We start from the raw sequence: 15,489 nt of genomic DNA, 5'->3' as shown, positions 1-15,489 counted from the left end.
GACGTATCCTCCTCATGTATTTTAATAGGCTCTTTCCCAAAATCGCTGTTTTGTCATTGCCTGAATAAATTCATTCGCAAGTAAGGTAGGATTTTGTTCTGTTATAACGCCAGGTTTTCCTTCGATGTTTAAAGATTGAACAATAGTAGTTCCATTTTGGAAAGCGCCAATTGGCTTAAAGTGATTATACGATTCTACGACGAATGAACTTGCCTTGTTAAGAAAATGATCATTAATATTTCCGCCAATAAGAAGTAGCCCATCATAAAGAAGTGGTGATCCTGTTAAGAAAGTATCATTCACTTCCCACTGTCCATTTTGAGAGCCTTGCACAAAACCTAATCGTTCGGAAATAATAACGGGCTGAAGACCGGCTTGTTTGAATTGATTTATAATATATTGTGCGTTTTGACCGTCATATCCGTTTGCGACAATGACGCCTACTCGTAATGTATTTGGGCTGAATGTTGTATGTTCCATACTTAGTGCTGGTGAGGATTTTGTAACATTTGATTCTTGAACATTTGGCACTGTTGCCCCGACTGCTTCAGCTACTAAAGTAGCTAATTCTGTACTTATATGACCAATCATACCTACGACTTGTTGGCGAACTGATTTACTTTTTACTTTTCCTAATTCAAAGGAAAAGGCCTGCATAATATGGATTTTTTCGACGTGGCTCATACTATTCCAAAATAAACGGGCTTGTGAGAAATGGTCTTTAAAACTAGCGGCTGTTTCTCTTGTTTTATGTCCAGAAACAGTAGAAGGATATGTAACGAAACCGCCTTTCGTACCAGGTACAGTAAAGGGAGAGTTATTAGCTAAAGAGTTATTATGGTAAGCGACTTTTCCTTTATCAATTATATATTTAGACGCACCATCTCTTTGATTGTTATGAAAAGGACATACCGGACGATTAATCGGTAACTCTTGATAGTTTGTACCGACGCGTGCTAATTGTGTATCTGTATAAGAAAATAGTCTACCTTGTAAGAGAGGATCATTTGTAAAATCGATACCGCGGACGATGCTTCCAGGGTGCAGTGCGACTTGTTCTGTTTCCGCAAATACGTTATCAACGTTTCGGTTTAACGTCATTCTTCCGATGATCTTAACAGGGAAGTCTTCTTCCGGCCAAATTTTTGTTGCATCTAATATATCGAAATCGTATTTAAATTCATCCTCTTCTTCTAAAATTTGAACGCCAAGTTCGTACTCAGGATAGTTTCCGGCATTAATATTTTCCCATAAATCACGGCGATGATAATCTGGATCAGCGCCGCCTAGTTTTTGAGCTTCATCCCAAATTAACGAGTGAACGCCAAGCTTTGGCTTCCAGTGGAATTTTACGAATCGTGACTTTCCTTGTTTGTTAACTAAGCGAAATGTATGAACGCCGAATCCTTGCATCATTCGAAAACTTCTCGGAATTGTGCGATCTGACATAATCCACATCATCATCGCAGCTGATTCTTGATTATTGGCGATAAAGTCCCAAAAAGTATCATGTGCTGTTTGCCCTTGGGGAATCTCATTATGTGGCTCTGGTTTAAGCGCATGAATAAGATCCGGAAATTTAATACCATCTTGAATGAAGAAAATCGGAATGTTATTACCCACTAAATCGAAATTTCCTTCCTCTGTATAAAACTTAACAGCGAATCCTCGTACATCTCGGTTCGTTTCATTTGCACCTTTTGATCCAGCAACTTCAGAAAAACGAATAAAAATAGGTGTCTTTTTAGATGGGTCTTGTAAAAAATGAGCCATTGTTAAGTCTTCTAAAGAATCATATAGCTCAAAAACACCATGTGCTCCGTAACCGCGGGCATGAACGACTCTTTCAGGAATTCGTTCACGGTCAAAATGAGCGAGTTTTTCTCGCATCAGGAAATCTTCTAAAAGTGTAGGACCACGATCGCCGGCGATTAAAGAGTTTTCATCATTTGAAATTTTGACACCTGTATTCGTTGTCATCTCTTTTCCTTCATTGTTTTTCGTAAAGGATTGTAACTGTTCTATCTTCTTATTTTCACGACCGTCCATATAAAGCACCTCCCATATTATACGTATTATTGTTCATGGTTTTTATGCTTACATATGGTGTGGGGAAGTATATTATCTATGGATTGATTTTCCTCATTTGTTCAATTTATCTTTGTTTGTCTATGAAAATCATTTATTATAATAAATGGTATTCTTTTGAAGGGGTGTTGAAGTGGAAGAGAGTTTTCTATCAGCTAAAGAAGAAAAGAAAAACGCTAAGATTTTCTTATGGGTAATACATGTTATTTTAATTGTATACGAGGTTGCATACGCGATTATATTAGAAGATACAATGCCTTTAGCAAATTGGCATAAAGGGATATGGAAGCTTGCATATATTATGGCTATATTAGGTATTAGTGTTTACTTATTTGAGAGAGAAAAAGCATATTTAGTTAAATATACATATTTATTTGCATACATGATCGCAGAGACTTTTAATATTGGATGGTATGCTTTTCATAATACAATAGCATTTGATGAAGGGAATGTAATTGAATATATTTTCATTTTCTTCGTACCGATCTTTTTGAGTAAAAAATATTTATTTGTCTTAGCTCCATTCCTTATAGGGAAATATATGATATACCTATTTGTATTTGGAGAACTTAACCTGTTTATGTCTCTTGTTATAAATATGGTGTTACTTTTCGTGTCATTTATTATTTTAAATCGATTTTTACAATATCTTTCAGCAGTAAAGGGACGTATTGCAGAGGCAAGTCAGTCACAAAAATTGGCGGTTATCGGAAAAATGGCAGCGACAGTCGGACATGAAATTAAAAACCCACTTGCTTCACTAAAAGGGTTTACGCAATTACAAAAAGAGAAACACGAAAAAGATGCAACATATGAACAAATGATTCTCGAAATCGAAAATATGAATAATATGATTAGTGAATTAATGGAGATTGCTGCATGTAAACCTTCTGTTTATGAAAAACACATTGTAAGTGATGTTTTAGTACAAGCGGTAGAAAACATGCGCGGGAAAATGAATGAGTTAAATATAAATTGCACCTTTAATGAAGAGCAAAATAGAAGTGAAATTGAATGTGATAAACGCAAATTAAAAGGAGTATTTTTGTATGTTATTAAAAATGCTTTAGAGGCAATGGAACATGGCGGAACATTAAAAATACAAGTTGAAAATAAAAAAAGAGATTATGTAATAGTAAGTATAGTAGATAGTGGTTTTGGGATAAAAAAGGATAATTTAGGACGAGTTAAGGATGCTTTTTATACAACGAAGCAAGATAGAATTGGATTAGGTCTTACGGTAGCAGAGCGAATTGTGACAGAGCATCTTGGAGAATTACACATTTCTAGTGAAGTAAAGAAAGGAACGAGAGTAGAAATACTGCTCCCGAAAAAATGTGAGCGTAATGTGACACAAGATTAAGAGGTGTTGTTAAAGGAGTTATCATATGGAAAAAGGCAATATATTTGAAAAAGAAGAGATAAAGGCATTAATAATATTTTTAAGCTTATTCTTCGTTATATTTTTTGCGTATGATTTTGCTGAAAAAATTATTGTCCTTTTATCAGATGAAAATCAAAAACTAGCAGATGCTTTTGGAGAAGGATTAGGTTTATGGCTATATAGTTTGATGGTTGGATTATTCTTTATAGGATTTTATTTTATGAAATGGAAAAAGCCGTATATTGTGAAGTATATTATTTTAATTGGCTATAATATATTGGATTTTATTCATAACTTCATTATTTATTACGGAAGTGATGCGGAATTTGATGGCGGGAATATAGTAGAAGGATTCTTTATTTTATTTGCACCGATATTTGTGAATAAGAGGTACTTTTGGTTAGTTGCCGGAACTATTGTTGGAAAATATGCACTTATGGGATTCGTTGTTCAATCCTTTATTGTTCTTATCCCAATAGCATTATATAGCGTGTTTGTTATTATATGTTGGATTATATTTTTAAGATTCCAATCTTACGTTCGTACACTTGAAATGATGGATAAAGAAATACGAAATGTAGAGAAATTAGCAATGGTTGGAAAAATGGCGACAGTAATTGGCGATAAGATTAGAAGACCGTTAGAAAAATTGAAAAAACTTGTGAATAAGCAAGCGAAAAAATATCCAGAAGATAAAATTTATAGTGAAATTATGAGACAGGAAGTAGAGCGAATTCATACAATTGCTACAGAACTAAATGGGTTTGAGAAATCTAAATCGGTAGAATCCGAAACGCATAATATTAAAGAAATCATCTCTTATGTTATCAGGGTTATGGAAAAGCCAGCTTTAGAACAAGGGATAAAAATGCATGCTATTTATAGTAAAGATATACCATCAATTACATGTGAGGAAAAACGATTGAAACAAGTATTTTTTAATTTAATAAAAAATGCGATTGAAGCAATGTCAGTTGGCGGAACTATTACTGTAAAAGTTATAGTGGAAGATGTGATCATTGTTCAAATTATAGATGAGGGATGCGGCATTCCGAAAGATAAAATTCCGAAGCTAAATGAAGCTTTTTACACAACGAAAGAAACTGGAACAGGCTTAGGATTAGTAGTTACGGAAAAAATTATTAAAGATCACCACGGTAAATTGAACTTTGAAAGTGAAGTTGGAGTTGGAACGACTGTTGAGATTATGTTGCCGATTTAATGATAGTGTAAGAGATAAATAGAAAACATCACTTAATCAAAAGTGATGTTTTTTAAAATTGATTTATCCCGCGTTAGCAGGTAGTAAGACTCCCACCTCCAAATTAAGCTGGGACAAAGAAGTTAGGTGGGAGTCGGGCTGCCCGTAAAAGCCTGATTGGCGAGGGCTAATAATCAGAGGGGGATGGATACCTCCCTGATTAAAGTTTCACTTTATCACATATATTTTATAGTAGTCTTAATTTTCTGCATATAAGATTCGAGAAAAATGGTGGTACAATATATAAATGATACGAGAAGAGAGGATGTAGGTTAACACATGTACGTTACTGTAACAGAGGCAGCATATAAAAAGATTATGGATACGATTCCAAGTGAAACGAAATATATAAAGTTATTTTATGATAATGAAGGTTGCGGTTGTGTTATGAGCGGGATTATTGATTTAGTAGCCGTTTCAGAGAAAGATGAGCGCGATGTAGATATCGAATCAAGCGTACTAAACTTTATTGCAGATCGCACAAAGCTTGTATTTATGGATGATAAATTAACAGTTGATTGGCATGAAGTTGGAGGGACTTTCCAGCTGAAGAGCCCAAGCCAGTTTTATAATCCGAATATGAAGTTACATGTTCGAGTATAATGAAGAGAGAAGGAGTATATAATATGCTCCTTTTTCTTATGGATTTTTTCACATAATGAAATGTACATATAGTTGAATTTTCTGTATAATTCTCTTTGCGGAGGGGGTTGCGCATGAAAAGATGGGGAATTGAGTTATTAATTTTAAGTGTCGTTATTATTTGGGGGATTAACTATACGATTGCGAAATATGGACTTTTAGAATTTACAGCAATTGAGTTTACTGCAGTTCGAATGATGACAGCAGCACCACTACTGTTATTACTTACGTTCTTTATCGAAAAGTCACTTTATATGGAGCGAAAAGATATACCAAGATTAATCATCGTTAGCGTTGTAGGTATTGTACTGTATCAAACGTTATTTATGGAAACTGTAAAATACACATCCGCTACAAATGCTTCTTTACTCATATCTATTTCACCTATTTTTACAACTGTATTTGCGATTTTCTTGAAACAAGAAAAATTTTCTTCTCGAAAGTTAGTTGGTTCCATGATTGCCTTTATTGGTGCTACATTAGTTTTAGTAGCGGGGCATTCACTCGCTAGTTCTTTCTACGGAAATGGGATTGGACTTATTACATCAATATGTTGGGGACTTTATCCCGTTTTAGCAGGGCCGCTTATTAAAAAATACTCAGCATTACGTGTTACTGCATGGTCGACATTAGTTGGAGCGATTCCGCTCTTATTGTTAAGTGGCCCACATGTATTTGTCATGCCATTTCACATTATACACGGAATGACATTGTTTGCTTTACTATATTCTATTTTCTTTGTAACAGTATTTGGTTTAGTCATGTGGTATGTTGGTGTTCAAAAAATTGGAGCATCACATACGATGGTATATATGTATATTACGCCGCTCGTAGCGGTTTTATTTGCAGCAGTATGGGCAAATGAATATGTATCGTTACAACAAATAATCGGTGGAATGATCATTTTCTTCGGTCTATGGTTTGTGAAATCAGAGAAAGTAGAAGCGCATTCTATCGTGCAAGAACCTATATCAAAATAGGAAAACAGATCACCTATGATCTGCTTTCCTATTTTTTTATTTTTGGTAAAAATACGAGGAATAAAATGGCAGTAATAAGTGGGATTAAATTAAGAAAAGGAATGCGGAAGAGTGTAATTAGAATAATTCCTGGAAGAAGAACACCGAGGACAGCATAGAAAATACTATGTTTTTTCGTGTACCAATACAAGGAAAGTCCAATAAGTGCAGGAACAATGAGATGAATGAGAGCCATTAAAAAATAAATCATTAGACGCCCCCTTTATTTATGTGCTTATTACATCATATCCGTATGTTCATAGATTGATATCAATTTTTTCATAATTGGACGAAAATGTTTTGAAAAACGTCACATTTATGAGGGATTCTATATTAAAAATCTTGTATAATATTATTTCCTAAAAGCATTTTAACAACATAAACATACCGTTTATGTTGTTTTTAATTTGAATGAAATAGATTTTAAGTAGTATGGACTCGAAAGAAATGAGTTATACAGCTTTTGTTGGATAAATAGAAAAAACATTGAAGGGGAGTACAGCATGATTAGTTTGTCATTAAAATCGTTTAAAGTTCAATCATATTATCTACTAGGTATTCTGTTATTAGGCTGGATGTTAACACCGTTTTCAGCACATTTTCTAGGTGCAGGAATTGGACTTATTGTAAGCATGTATTGTGTTTGGATTTTAGGAAGGCGTATCGAAAAGCTTGGAGATAGTATAGTAAAGAAGACGAAAGCACCGACGCTTGGTATGTTTAATCGCTTTGCAGCTGCAATTTTGGGTGCTATTATCATGTACGAAATTGAGCATCATATGGTAATGTGGGCATTTGCAGTAGGTATTCTGGGTGGTTATTTCTTAATCGTTATTAATTTAGGGTATTATAGTATGAAGGATGAGGAAGAATTAACAAAGGGTTAAAAGAGCTAAAAGAGCTAAAAGAGCTAAAAGAGCCTCTTTTTAGATGGAATAGAGGATCCAGCGACGGATAGAAGCGGTTAGGGCTTTTTTAGCCACATGCGGTGTGAAACCAGAAGGAGCAAGTGAGCGAGAGATCTCTTTATATTTTCAAAGCCTTGATTTGTATGTGTGAAAATCCGAGTATATCAATTGAAAATTAGGTTTGGAACTTTTTTAGATGGAATAGAGGATCTGGCGATGGATAGAAGCGGTCAGATCCTTTTTTAGTCCCATGCGGTGTGAAACCAGAAGGATGTAGTGAGTGGGAAAATAGTTTATATGTTTGAAGCCGTGGTTTGTATGTGTGAAAATCCGAGTATATCAATTGAAAGTTGCTTTACTCTGGAATAGAGGATCTGGCGAGGGGTAGTACAACAGGAAGCGTAACTTTGCATAAAATGCAGGTTTCTGCTCCCAATAAGTTAACATGCAATCACGTATTAGTATGACTCTTAGGTTCTTTAAAAAAGTTGGATACAATACAACAAACTATTCCGGTAATTAGAATAACGTATTTTATCGTTTCACTTGTATGCTCAAATAAATTAACGTTAAGCATTACAAGTCCCCAAAACATTTGAATCGCTCCATAACTGAATAAAATTTTTCCTGTACGAGAAAAATTTTTCATAGGCCTCACCCTTTCCTGTATATGTCAATTTTATCATAAAAAACTAAAAATGAATGATTATAAAACGAATTTTCTGTAAGTTTATGAGTGTTGGTATGCAATTTTATGAGCTAAGTCGCAGATGAAGAGATTAACGTTTCACTTTATATAAGATATAGAAAGAAGCTTACGTTTTTTTACGTAAGCTTCTTTTTATGTAAGTGTGTGTAACCGTTAAGCCGCATTGGGTTTTGTCGGTGAGTACGCGGAACTTTACGGTTACACGACACTTATTCATATGAGTAAAAGGGTTATTCCAACAGAAAATTTTAACCTAAGCGATTGGACCGCCTAAGTTAATAATATCTTCAGAAACACTATCAAACTTTTTGAAGTTCTCTTTGAATTCGTTTGCAAGCTCAATTGCTTTCGCTTTGTAAGCAGCTTTATCAGCCCAAGTTTGTTCAGGCATTAATACTTCGTCAGGTACACCTGGAACGTGACGAGGTACTTCAAGGCCAAAGATGTCGTGTTTTGCAGTTTCAGCCTTAGCAAGTTCACCGCTTAGTGCTGCTTGAATCATTGCACGAGTGTAACCTAAGTTCATACGTTTACCAACGCCATATTCGCCACCAGTCCAGCCAGTGTTTACTAAGAATACTTTTGCGTCATGTTTCTCGATTTTTTCACCAAGCATTTCAGCATAACGAGATGCATCAAGCGGTAAGAACGGTGAACCGAAGCAAGTAGAGAATGTAGCTTGCGGAGATGTAACACCGCGCTCTGTTCCTGCTAGCTTACTAGTGTAACCGCTTAAGAAATGGTACATAGCTTGCTCTTTTGATAACTTACTGATTGGAGGCAATACGCCAGATGCATCAGCAGTTAAGAAAATAATTGTATTTGGATGTCCTGCAACACTTGGCAGTACGATATTGTCAATCGCATGCATAGGGTATGCAGCACGTGTATTTTCTGTTAAAGTAGTATCGTTATAGTCAGCGATGCGTGTTTGACCATCAATGACAACGTTTTCTAAAACTGAACCAAATTTGATTGCATCGAAGATTTGTGGTTCTTTCTCATGAGAAAGGTTTACACATTTTGCATAGCAACCGCCTTCAATATTGAATACGCCGTTATCAGACCAACCGTGCTCATCGTCACCGATTAATTTACGGTTTGGATCAGCAGATAATGTTGTTTTGCCTGTTCCAGATAAACCGAAGAATAGTGCTACGTCGCCTTCTTCGCCTACGTTTGAAGAGCAATGCATAGAAAGAATGTCTTGTTCAGGTAGTAAGAAGTTCATAATAGAGAAGATTGATTTTTTCATTTCTCCAGCGTATTCTGTACCACCGATTAGTACGATACGTTTTTCGAATGAAACCATAATGAATGCTTCAGAATTTGTACCGTCAATTGCTGGATCTGCTTTGAAGTTTGGTGCAGAAACAATTGTGAACTCTGATTCGTGAGTTGCTAATTCTTCTTCATTTGGACGAATAAATAATTGATGTACGAACAAATTATGCCATGCATATTCGTTAACAACTTGAATTGGTAGGCGATAGTTGCGATCAGCGCCAGCAAATCCTTTGAAGATGAATAACTCTTCTTTTTCTTTTAAGTATTCTAAAACTTTTATATATAATTTATTAAAATGTTCTTCAGAGATCGGTTGGTTCACGGCTCCCCAAGCAATTTTGTCAGCAACCGATGCTTCCTTCACAATAAATTTATCCTTAGGAGAACGTCCTGTGTATTTTCCTGTTGAAGCAGAAACGGCACCAGTAGAAGTTAATTTCCCTTCGTTTCGCATTAATACTTTTTCCACTAATTGCGGAACACTTAATTGAATCTGTGCATTGCTTCCGTTCAATAATTCATGTAAACCAATTTGGACATTCACAGTACTCATATTTATATACCATCCTTTTCATTTAATGAAATATTTCTCGTAATCCCCATCAATAGTATAACACAATTATATAAATAATGTATACTATTTATTTATTTTTGTTTGTGTGAATGTATCATTTCCCTATTAATATTTCATTCTATGGGTATTGAGAAAAACTTTCAGGAAAATGTGAATATTAATTGACAAATGAATATCATTTCTTTAGTATAGGTTGGGACGGATACTCTCTTATCCCGAGCTGGCGGAGGGACAGGCCCGATGAAGCCCAGCAACCTCATTTGTAGTGGTAAATACAGGTGAATAGGTGCTAAAACCTGTGCGAGGCTAACGGTCTCGAACGATAAGAGCAAAGGGCAAAAAGCAGTATGCAAGTAGCAAATTAAACCTTTCCTCTATGTTAAGTAGGAAAGGTTTTTCTGTATGCTTGTGTGGGAGAATAAATGTATGTCGCAGTTTGTGGCAAATTAAGGATGAGTTCCGTACAATATATACAATTACTGTAGGGAGGTTTACCACATGACAAAAAAACGTCATCTGTTCACATCTGAGTCTGTAACTGAAGGACATCCAGATAAAATTTGTGACCAAATTTCTGATTCAATTTTAGATGCGATCTTAGCAAAGGACGCAAATGCACGTGTAGCTTGTGAAACAACTGTAACAACTGGTTTAGTATTGGTAGCGGGGGAAATTACGACTTCTACTTACGTAGATATTCCAAAAATCGTTCGTGAAACAATTCAAGGCATTGGTTACACACGCGCAAAATACGGATTCGATGCAGAAACTTGTGCAGTTTTAACATCTATCGATGAGCAATCTGCTGACATCGCTATGGGTGTTGACCAAGCACTAGAAGCACGCGAAGGTCAAATGACTGACGCTGAGATTGAGGCAATTGGTGCGGGAGACCAAGGTTTAATGTTTGGCTTCGCATGTAATGAAACACAAGAATTAATGCCACTTCCAATCTCGCTTGCTCACAAATTAGCTCGTCGTTTAACTGAAGTACGTAAAGATGACACATTATCATACTTACGTCCGGATGGAAAAACGCAAGTTACAGTTGAGTATGATGAAAATGGTAAACCTGTACGTGTGGATACAATTGTAATTTCTACACAACATCATCCAGATGTTACGTGGGAAGAAATCGATCGCGATTTAAAAGAGCATGTAATTAAAGCTGTAGTTCCAGCAGAATTAATGGATGGAGAAACGAAATTCTTCATCAACCCAACTGGCCGCTTCGTAATTGGTGGACCACAAGGGGATGCTGGTTTAACAGGACGTAAAATCATCGTTGATACTTACGGTGGATACGCTCGCCATGGCGGTGGTGCATTCTCTGGTAAAGATGCAACGAAAGTTGACCGTTCTGCAGCATATGCAGCTCGTTATGTTGCGAAAAACATCGTAGCAGCTGGTCTTGCTGACAAAGCAGAAGTACAACTTGCATACGCAATTGGCGTAGCACAACCAGTATCAATTTCAGTTGATACATTAGGCACTGGTAAAGTATCTGAAGACGTATTAGTAGAACTAGTTCGTAACAACTTCGATCTTCGCCCAGCTGGTATTATTAAAATGCTAGACTTACGTCGCCCAATTTACAAACAAACAGCAGCTTACGGCCACTTCGGACGTACTGATGTAGATCTTACATGGGAACGTACAGACAAAGCAGCTACTTTAAAAGAGCAAGCTGGTCTATAATATATGAAAAAAAGCTTTGCGCTGTGTGCGCAAAGCTTTTTTTATTTGGTTTTATCCCGCATTAACGGGCAGTAAGCCTCCCATTTTAAAATTCGGCTGTAAAGCAAAAAAGTTAGGTAGGAGGCTAACTGCCTGTAAAAGCCCGATTGGTTCAACTAATAATCAGTGGGGAAGAACAAAATCCCCACTGATTAAAGTTTCACTTTATTTACTACTTGAATGCAAGAACTACAATAAACTTCCCCGTCTAGCTCAATATACTTCTTCATATTTGTCATCCCACTTGCCGGAAATGGCATATGAATCCACGCTTTTTCATACGTTTGTATTTCCTTTTCACATGATTTACAAAGGTGTGGTTTCTTACGGAACATAGACGGTCACCCTTTCAGTTGGTGTGCTTTTCCTGCGCAAAAAGCACTGCTCAGTAAAAATAGCGTTGCGAATATAATACTCACTAATGTAGCATATGGAATCGCGCTTTTTAAGGAAAAGCCGACAGTGATGGAAGCAACAAATAAGAGAATGAATGTTGTTGTTAATTTTTTATAAAGTTCCATAGTAATTTAAGCTCCTTATTAAGAATTAATATGTTTGAAAACAAGATTTTCTATGATGAGAAAATATGTTGCGATTAATTATAACATTCAAAATATTTCCGACTATATATTTTTACTCATTTTAGTTTATACCAGGAATATGGACGTGTTTTTAGTAATAATTAGGAATGTGAAGTCTAAAAAACGGTATGTTAATTTAAAGTGTGTAAAGTCAATTTTTGAAGGGGGTATTTTGAAATGAATATATTTAATATTGTAACAAGAGTAATAGCGCTTGTATTATTAGGGATTATAACTATAGTTTTTATTAATCTAAATAAACTATTGACTAATATGGTGGAAATTTTAGGGGCTCTACTTAATGCGTTAGGTGGTTCGTGAACCGAAGTTGAATTCTCGCTTAGGAGATATTTTCAGATGGAAAATTAGAAATTATTAGAGAAGGTTAATGGTAAAATTTGAGAAAGACACTTAGAGATGGTTAGGGTATTGACTCGACCATCTTTTTATTGTTGATTAATAAAATGCTACTGATATTTGTTATCCAAACTATTTTTATGTAAGATAAAAAATGATTCTCTAAGTGTGTAGTTTAAATAGATATATGGTTAATGAATTTAAGGGGAATGGCTATTTCTGTCAATAAAAGTAATTATTTTACTTAATTGTAACAGTTTTAATTATTTGGATTTTATTCTTAGGATCTTAAGGAAGTCATTATTAAGATAGGGTCACAATTTTTATTTTTTTACTTGTAACAGTATAAAGATACGTATAATAAAGTGAAGGGAAATTTTTAGGAGGGAAAGATGAGACATGAGCGTAACTGAACATAAAAAACAAGCTCCAAAAGAAGTGCGCTGCAAAATCGTGACGATTTCCGATACACGTACGGAAGAGACAGATAAGAGCGGACAACTATTACATGAATTATTAAAAGAAGCAGGACATAAAGTGACCTCTTATGAAATTGTGAAAGATGATAAAGAAAGTATCCAGCAGGCTGTGTTAGCTGGTTATCATAGGGAAGATGTTGATGTCGTGTTAACGAATGGCGGAACTGGTATTACGAAACGTGATGTAACGATTGAGGCAGTTTCAGTGTTATTAGATAAAGAAATTGTTGGATTTGGTGAGTTGTTCCGTATGATTAGTTATTTAGAAGATATCGGAAGCGCTGCGATGTTAAGTCGAGCAATTGGCGGTACTATTGGAAGGAAAGTTGTCTTTTCGATGCCAGGATCTAGCGGAGCAGTTCGCCTTGCAATGAATAAATTAATTTTACCGGAATTAGGTCATATTACATTTGAGCTGCATCGCCAATGAGTAAGTGTGCTGGAATTGTATTAGCAGGAGGTATGTCGAGCCGATTCGGTGAGCCGAAAGCGTTAGTAGGCTGGAAAGAGAGTACTTTTATTGAGCATATTGTGCAAGTAATGGAAAGTATTTTGCAAGATGTTGTTGTTATTAGTCATACTGATATAAAAGAGAGAGTAGAGCAATTAGTACAAGTTCCAGTTATAGAAGATATGTCGCACTATAAAGGAAATGGGCCACTTGCTGGAATAGTGTCAGGAATGGAATACATAGATTCAGATTGGTATATTATCATGCCTTGTGATGCACCGAACGTTTCAAATGAATGGATTACCATTTTATTAGAGCAAACGAGCGATGAATATGATGCTGTTGTCCCTATTATTAATGGAAGAAAACAACCGTTACTTGCAGCGTATAATAACCGCGTGAAAGAAAAGATTTATGCTTTGCTTCAAGAAGAAAAAAGAAGTATGGGCCAGCTTTTATCACAATGTAATGTGAAATATATTGCTGGTGAAGATGTACAAGCGAATGTAGATTGGTTTATAAATGTGAATACGAAAGAAGAATATGTGCAGGCTCAAAAAGACCTTTCAAATGAATGAAAGGTTTTTTGATATACAGAAATTGGGGAACAATTGCTGTATAAAGGTATGTGAGTAAGTTGATTTTAAGGGGATTCTTAAAATCACCATACAGTAAAAAATACTGTATAACCATATATTAATTTTTATGGGTTTTTATTACAAGTCTGTTTAGTTATGTATCTTTTTGTTATAATGAATATAGGAATAAAATGATATTTCACCTTATGTATCATTTATTAAACTAAAATTTATAACTGTGTAATAAACTCCCTTCGTTTTTTGGAAGGGAGTTTTTCTGTTTAAGCGAGTAATTCTGATGCAGTGTGCTGAAGGACTTCTTCATATTGGTCAAGTAAGCCACGAAAGATCTCATCCCAGCTTTTTGATTTAGCATAAGACGAAGCTGCTATGCCCATTTGCATAAGCTGCTCTTCATTTTGCAATAAAGAATTGATGGAGGATAGAAAGGAATCTATATCTTTTGGTGGACAAAGAATTCCCGTTTTTCCATCTGTAATAATATTTTTAACCCCGCCACTATTCGCACCAATAACAGGTGTACCACATGCGAGTGACTCCAGCACGACGTTCCCAAATGTTTCAGTAGTAGATGGAAATACCATTAGATCGGAGGAAGCATAGACTTCAGCTAAATCTTTACCTTGTAAATATCCAGTAAAGGTTACATTTGTTTTTGGAACATTTTCATGCAGGCCCTTGGCAAGAGGTCCATCTCCAGCGATGAGCCAATGAATATCGTCACGTTCTTTGTTTGTCGTTTGAATAAGTGTTTGAAGAGTATCGATATCTTTTTCAGGAGCAAGGCGCCCGACGTAGGAAAGAATATATTTCGCTGTAATATTATATTTTTTTCGGAATAGGTCTTTATTGTAAGTTGGATGAAAGAGAGTACAATCTACACCACGTCCCCAAATATAGAGCTGTTGAAATCCTTTTTTCTTTAATTGATGTAATGTTTCAGGAGAAGGAACAAAGTTTTTTTGCATATGACTATGAAACCAGCCTAAATAGTTCCATAGCATATTGGAGAGAAATTCGATTTTGTAATAGCGTAAATAGGCGTCAAAATCAGTATGATAAGAACCGACAACTGGGATATTTAACTTTTTGGCATAATATAACCCACAAAGTCCCATATTGAAAGGCGTAGCGATGTGAATGATATCAGGTTTAAAGGCAAGAAGTTCCCGCTTAATGCGCGGAGTAGGAAAGGCAAAGCGACATTCTGGATATAATATTGTTAACGGGATACTTCTCATTTTGTTCACATTCGCTACGAAATTATCTTCTGCCGTATGCTGAGGGGCGAAAACAGAATAGGCGATATTTTCTTTTTGAAAATATTTAGTTAAACGTTCCAAAGTTTTCGCCACACCGTTGACTTGTGGTGTAAATGTATCGGTAAATATGGCGACTCTCATCATATCGCTC

At 35.6% G+C, this 15,489-nt stretch carries 16 protein-coding genes and 1 riboswitch; of the genes, 9 read left to right on the top strand and 7 right to left on the bottom strand.

Annotated features, from left to right (window positions below; translation table 11 throughout):
• Positions 1 to 21: 21 nt before the first annotated feature.
• Entirely contained in the window at positions 22 to 2,049 is a 2,028-nt protein-coding gene (locus tag JFU23_RS11775; protein WP_201031945.1) for a catalase, read from the bottom strand.
• 172 nt (positions 2,050 to 2,221) lie between these two features.
• Here JFU23_RS11775 and JFU23_RS11770 point away from each other — a divergent pair, with 172 nt between their 5' ends.
• From JFU23_RS11770 to JFU23_RS11755, 4 genes are all read left to right on the top strand, one after another.
• Positions 2,222 to 3,451, top strand: coding sequence for an ATP-binding protein (locus JFU23_RS11770; RefSeq protein ID WP_201031944.1), 1,230 nt, complete (start codon positions 2,222 to 2,224; stop codon positions 3,449 to 3,451).
• A 25-nt stretch (positions 3,452 to 3,476) separates the two neighbouring features.
• Positions 3,477 to 4,694, top strand: coding sequence for an ATP-binding protein (locus JFU23_RS11765; protein ID WP_201031943.1), 1,218 nt, complete (start codon positions 3,477 to 3,479; stop codon positions 4,692 to 4,694).
• 318 nt (positions 4,695 to 5,012) lie between these two features.
• Positions 5,013 to 5,336: an iron-sulfur cluster biosynthesis family protein gene (locus JFU23_RS11760; protein WP_002089124.1), complete on the top strand. Its 324-nt coding sequence runs from the start codon at positions 5,013 to 5,015 to the stop codon at positions 5,334 to 5,336.
• A gap of 113 nt (positions 5,337 to 5,449) precedes the next feature.
• The gene (locus JFU23_RS11755) at positions 5,450 to 6,355 is read left to right on the top strand and encodes a DMT family transporter (protein WP_201031942.1); all 906 of its coding nucleotides are present in this window, start codon (positions 5,450 to 5,452) and stop codon (positions 6,353 to 6,355) included.
• 28 nt (positions 6,356 to 6,383) lie between these two features.
• On the opposite strand, the gene JFU23_RS11750 is transcribed toward JFU23_RS11755, so the two are convergent.
• Positions 6,384 to 6,605, bottom strand: coding sequence for a hypothetical protein (locus tag JFU23_RS11750; RefSeq protein WP_002034446.1), 222 nt, complete (start codon positions 6,603 to 6,605; stop codon positions 6,384 to 6,386).
• A gap of 292 nt (positions 6,606 to 6,897) precedes the next feature.
• Here JFU23_RS11750 and JFU23_RS11745 point away from each other — a divergent pair, with 292 nt between their 5' ends.
• Positions 6,898 to 7,281, top strand: a complete 384-nt coding sequence (locus JFU23_RS11745) for an ATP synthase subunit I (protein ID WP_002129542.1) — start codon at positions 6,898 to 6,900, stop codon at positions 7,279 to 7,281.
• Positions 7,282 to 7,753: 472 nt separating this feature from the next.
• Here the strand turns inward: JFU23_RS11745 and JFU23_RS11740 are convergent, their stop codons facing one another.
• Both JFU23_RS11740 and pckA read right to left on the bottom strand, forming a co-directional pair.
• Entirely contained in the window at positions 7,754 to 7,951 is a 198-nt protein-coding gene (locus JFU23_RS11740) for a hypothetical protein (RefSeq protein WP_078180110.1), read from the bottom strand.
• A 313-nt stretch (positions 7,952 to 8,264) separates the two neighbouring features.
• Positions 8,265 to 9,851: a phosphoenolpyruvate carboxykinase (ATP) gene (gene pckA, locus JFU23_RS11735; protein WP_201031941.1), complete on the bottom strand. Its 1,587-nt coding sequence runs from the start codon at positions 9,849 to 9,851 to the stop codon at positions 8,265 to 8,267.
• 228 nt (positions 9,852 to 10,079) lie between these two features.
• Positions 10,080 to 10,201, top strand: a riboswitch (SAM riboswitch).
• A 169-nt stretch (positions 10,202 to 10,370) separates the two neighbouring features.
• On the opposite strand from pckA, the gene metK reads away from it, so the two are divergent.
• On the top strand, positions 10,371 to 11,570 hold the full coding sequence (gene metK, locus JFU23_RS11730; protein ID WP_002015707.1) for a methionine adenosyltransferase: 1,200 nt from the start codon (positions 10,371 to 10,373) through the stop codon (positions 11,568 to 11,570).
• A gap of 191 nt (positions 11,571 to 11,761) precedes the next feature.
• Here the strand turns inward: metK and JFU23_RS11725 are convergent, their stop codons facing one another.
• Positions 11,762 to 11,944, bottom strand: coding sequence for a hypothetical protein (locus JFU23_RS11725; protein WP_201031940.1), 183 nt, complete (start codon positions 11,942 to 11,944; stop codon positions 11,762 to 11,764).
• A 6-nt stretch (positions 11,945 to 11,950) separates the two neighbouring features.
• Positions 11,951 to 12,130 (bottom strand): hypothetical protein, encoded by a 180-nt coding sequence (locus JFU23_RS11720; RefSeq protein ID WP_201031939.1) that lies wholly within the window; start codon positions 12,128 to 12,130, stop codon positions 11,951 to 11,953.
• Positions 12,131 to 12,367: 237 nt separating this feature from the next.
• Between JFU23_RS11720 and JFU23_RS11715 the strand changes: the two genes are divergently transcribed.
• The 3 genes from JFU23_RS11715 (at position 12,368) to JFU23_RS11705 (ending at position 14,055) form a co-directional block, all read left to right on the top strand.
• On the top strand, positions 12,368 to 12,511 hold the full coding sequence (locus JFU23_RS11715) for a hypothetical protein (RefSeq protein WP_016102921.1): 144 nt from the start codon (positions 12,368 to 12,370) through the stop codon (positions 12,509 to 12,511).
• 435 nt (positions 12,512 to 12,946) lie between these two features.
• Positions 12,947 to 13,456 carry a MogA/MoaB family molybdenum cofactor biosynthesis protein gene (locus tag JFU23_RS11710; protein WP_085312575.1) on the top strand — a complete coding sequence of 170 codons (510 nt, stop codon included), beginning with the start codon at positions 12,947 to 12,949 and terminating at the stop codon, positions 13,454 to 13,456.
• Entirely contained in the window at positions 13,453 to 14,055 is a 603-nt protein-coding gene (locus tag JFU23_RS11705) for a molybdenum cofactor guanylyltransferase (RefSeq protein ID WP_137058693.1), read from the top strand. The genes JFU23_RS11710 and JFU23_RS11705 overlap by 4 nt, the downstream gene beginning before the upstream one ends.
• A 281-nt stretch (positions 14,056 to 14,336) precedes the next feature.
• Here JFU23_RS11705 and JFU23_RS11700 read toward each other — a convergent pair whose 3' ends face one another.
• The gene (locus tag JFU23_RS11700; protein ID WP_201031938.1) at positions 14,337 to 15,479 is read right to left on the bottom strand and encodes a glycosyltransferase family 4 protein; all 1,143 of its coding nucleotides are present in this window, start codon (positions 15,477 to 15,479) and stop codon (positions 14,337 to 14,339) included.
• Positions 15,480 to 15,489: the final 10 nt, after the last annotated feature.

Source organism: Bacillus sp. TH50, assembly GCF_016650565.1.
Classification (GTDB): Bacteria; Bacillota; Bacilli; order Bacillales; family Bacillaceae_G; genus Bacillus_A; species Bacillus_A mycoides.
Note: the sequence above shows the minus strand (reverse complement) of the source record. Positions and strands in the feature narration are given on the sequence as shown.

Excerpts from the sequence above, each read along its gene's own strand:
- JFU23_RS11740 (WP_078180110.1), bottom strand. The coding sequence starts at position 7,951 with ATGAAAAATTTTTCTCGTACAGGAAAAATTTTATTCAGTTATGGAGCG.
- JFU23_RS11750 (WP_002034446.1), bottom strand. The coding sequence starts at position 6,605 with ATGATTTATTTTTTAATGGCTCTCATTCATCTCATTGTTCCTGCACTT.
- JFU23_RS11720 (WP_201031939.1), bottom strand. The coding sequence starts at position 12,130 with ATGGAACTTTATAAAAAATTAACAACAACATTCATTCTCTTATTTGTT.
- JFU23_RS11700 (WP_201031938.1), bottom strand. The coding sequence starts at position 15,479 with ATGAGAGTCGCCATATTTACCGATACATTTACACCACAAGTCAACGGT.
- JFU23_RS11755 (WP_201031942.1), top strand. The coding sequence starts at position 5,450 with ATGAAAAGATGGGGAATTGAGTTATTAATTTTAAGTGTCGTTATTATT.
- JFU23_RS11775 (WP_201031945.1), bottom strand. The coding sequence starts at position 2,049 with ATGGACGGTCGTGAAAATAAGAAGATAGAACAGTTACAATCCTTTACG.
- pckA (WP_201031941.1), bottom strand. The coding sequence starts at position 9,851 with ATGAGTACTGTGAATGTCCAAATTGGTTTACATGAATTATTGAACGGA.
- JFU23_RS11710 (WP_085312575.1), top strand. The coding sequence starts at position 12,947 with ATGAGCGTAACTGAACATAAAAAACAAGCTCCAAAAGAAGTGCGCTGC.
- JFU23_RS11715 (WP_016102921.1), top strand. The coding sequence starts at position 12,368 with ATGAATATATTTAATATTGTAACAAGAGTAATAGCGCTTGTATTATTA.
- metK (WP_002015707.1), top strand. The coding sequence starts at position 10,371 with ATGACAAAAAAACGTCATCTGTTCACATCTGAGTCTGTAACTGAAGGA.
- JFU23_RS11745 (WP_002129542.1), top strand. The coding sequence starts at position 6,898 with ATGATTAGTTTGTCATTAAAATCGTTTAAAGTTCAATCATATTATCTA.
- JFU23_RS11725 (WP_201031940.1), bottom strand. The coding sequence starts at position 11,944 with ATGTTCCGTAAGAAACCACACCTTTGTAAATCATGTGAAAAGGAAATA.
- JFU23_RS11760 (WP_002089124.1), top strand. The coding sequence starts at position 5,013 with ATGTACGTTACTGTAACAGAGGCAGCATATAAAAAGATTATGGATACG.
- JFU23_RS11705 (WP_137058693.1), top strand. The coding sequence starts at position 13,453 with ATGAGTAAGTGTGCTGGAATTGTATTAGCAGGAGGTATGTCGAGCCGA.
- JFU23_RS11765 (WP_201031943.1), top strand. The coding sequence starts at position 3,477 with ATGGAAAAAGGCAATATATTTGAAAAAGAAGAGATAAAGGCATTAATA.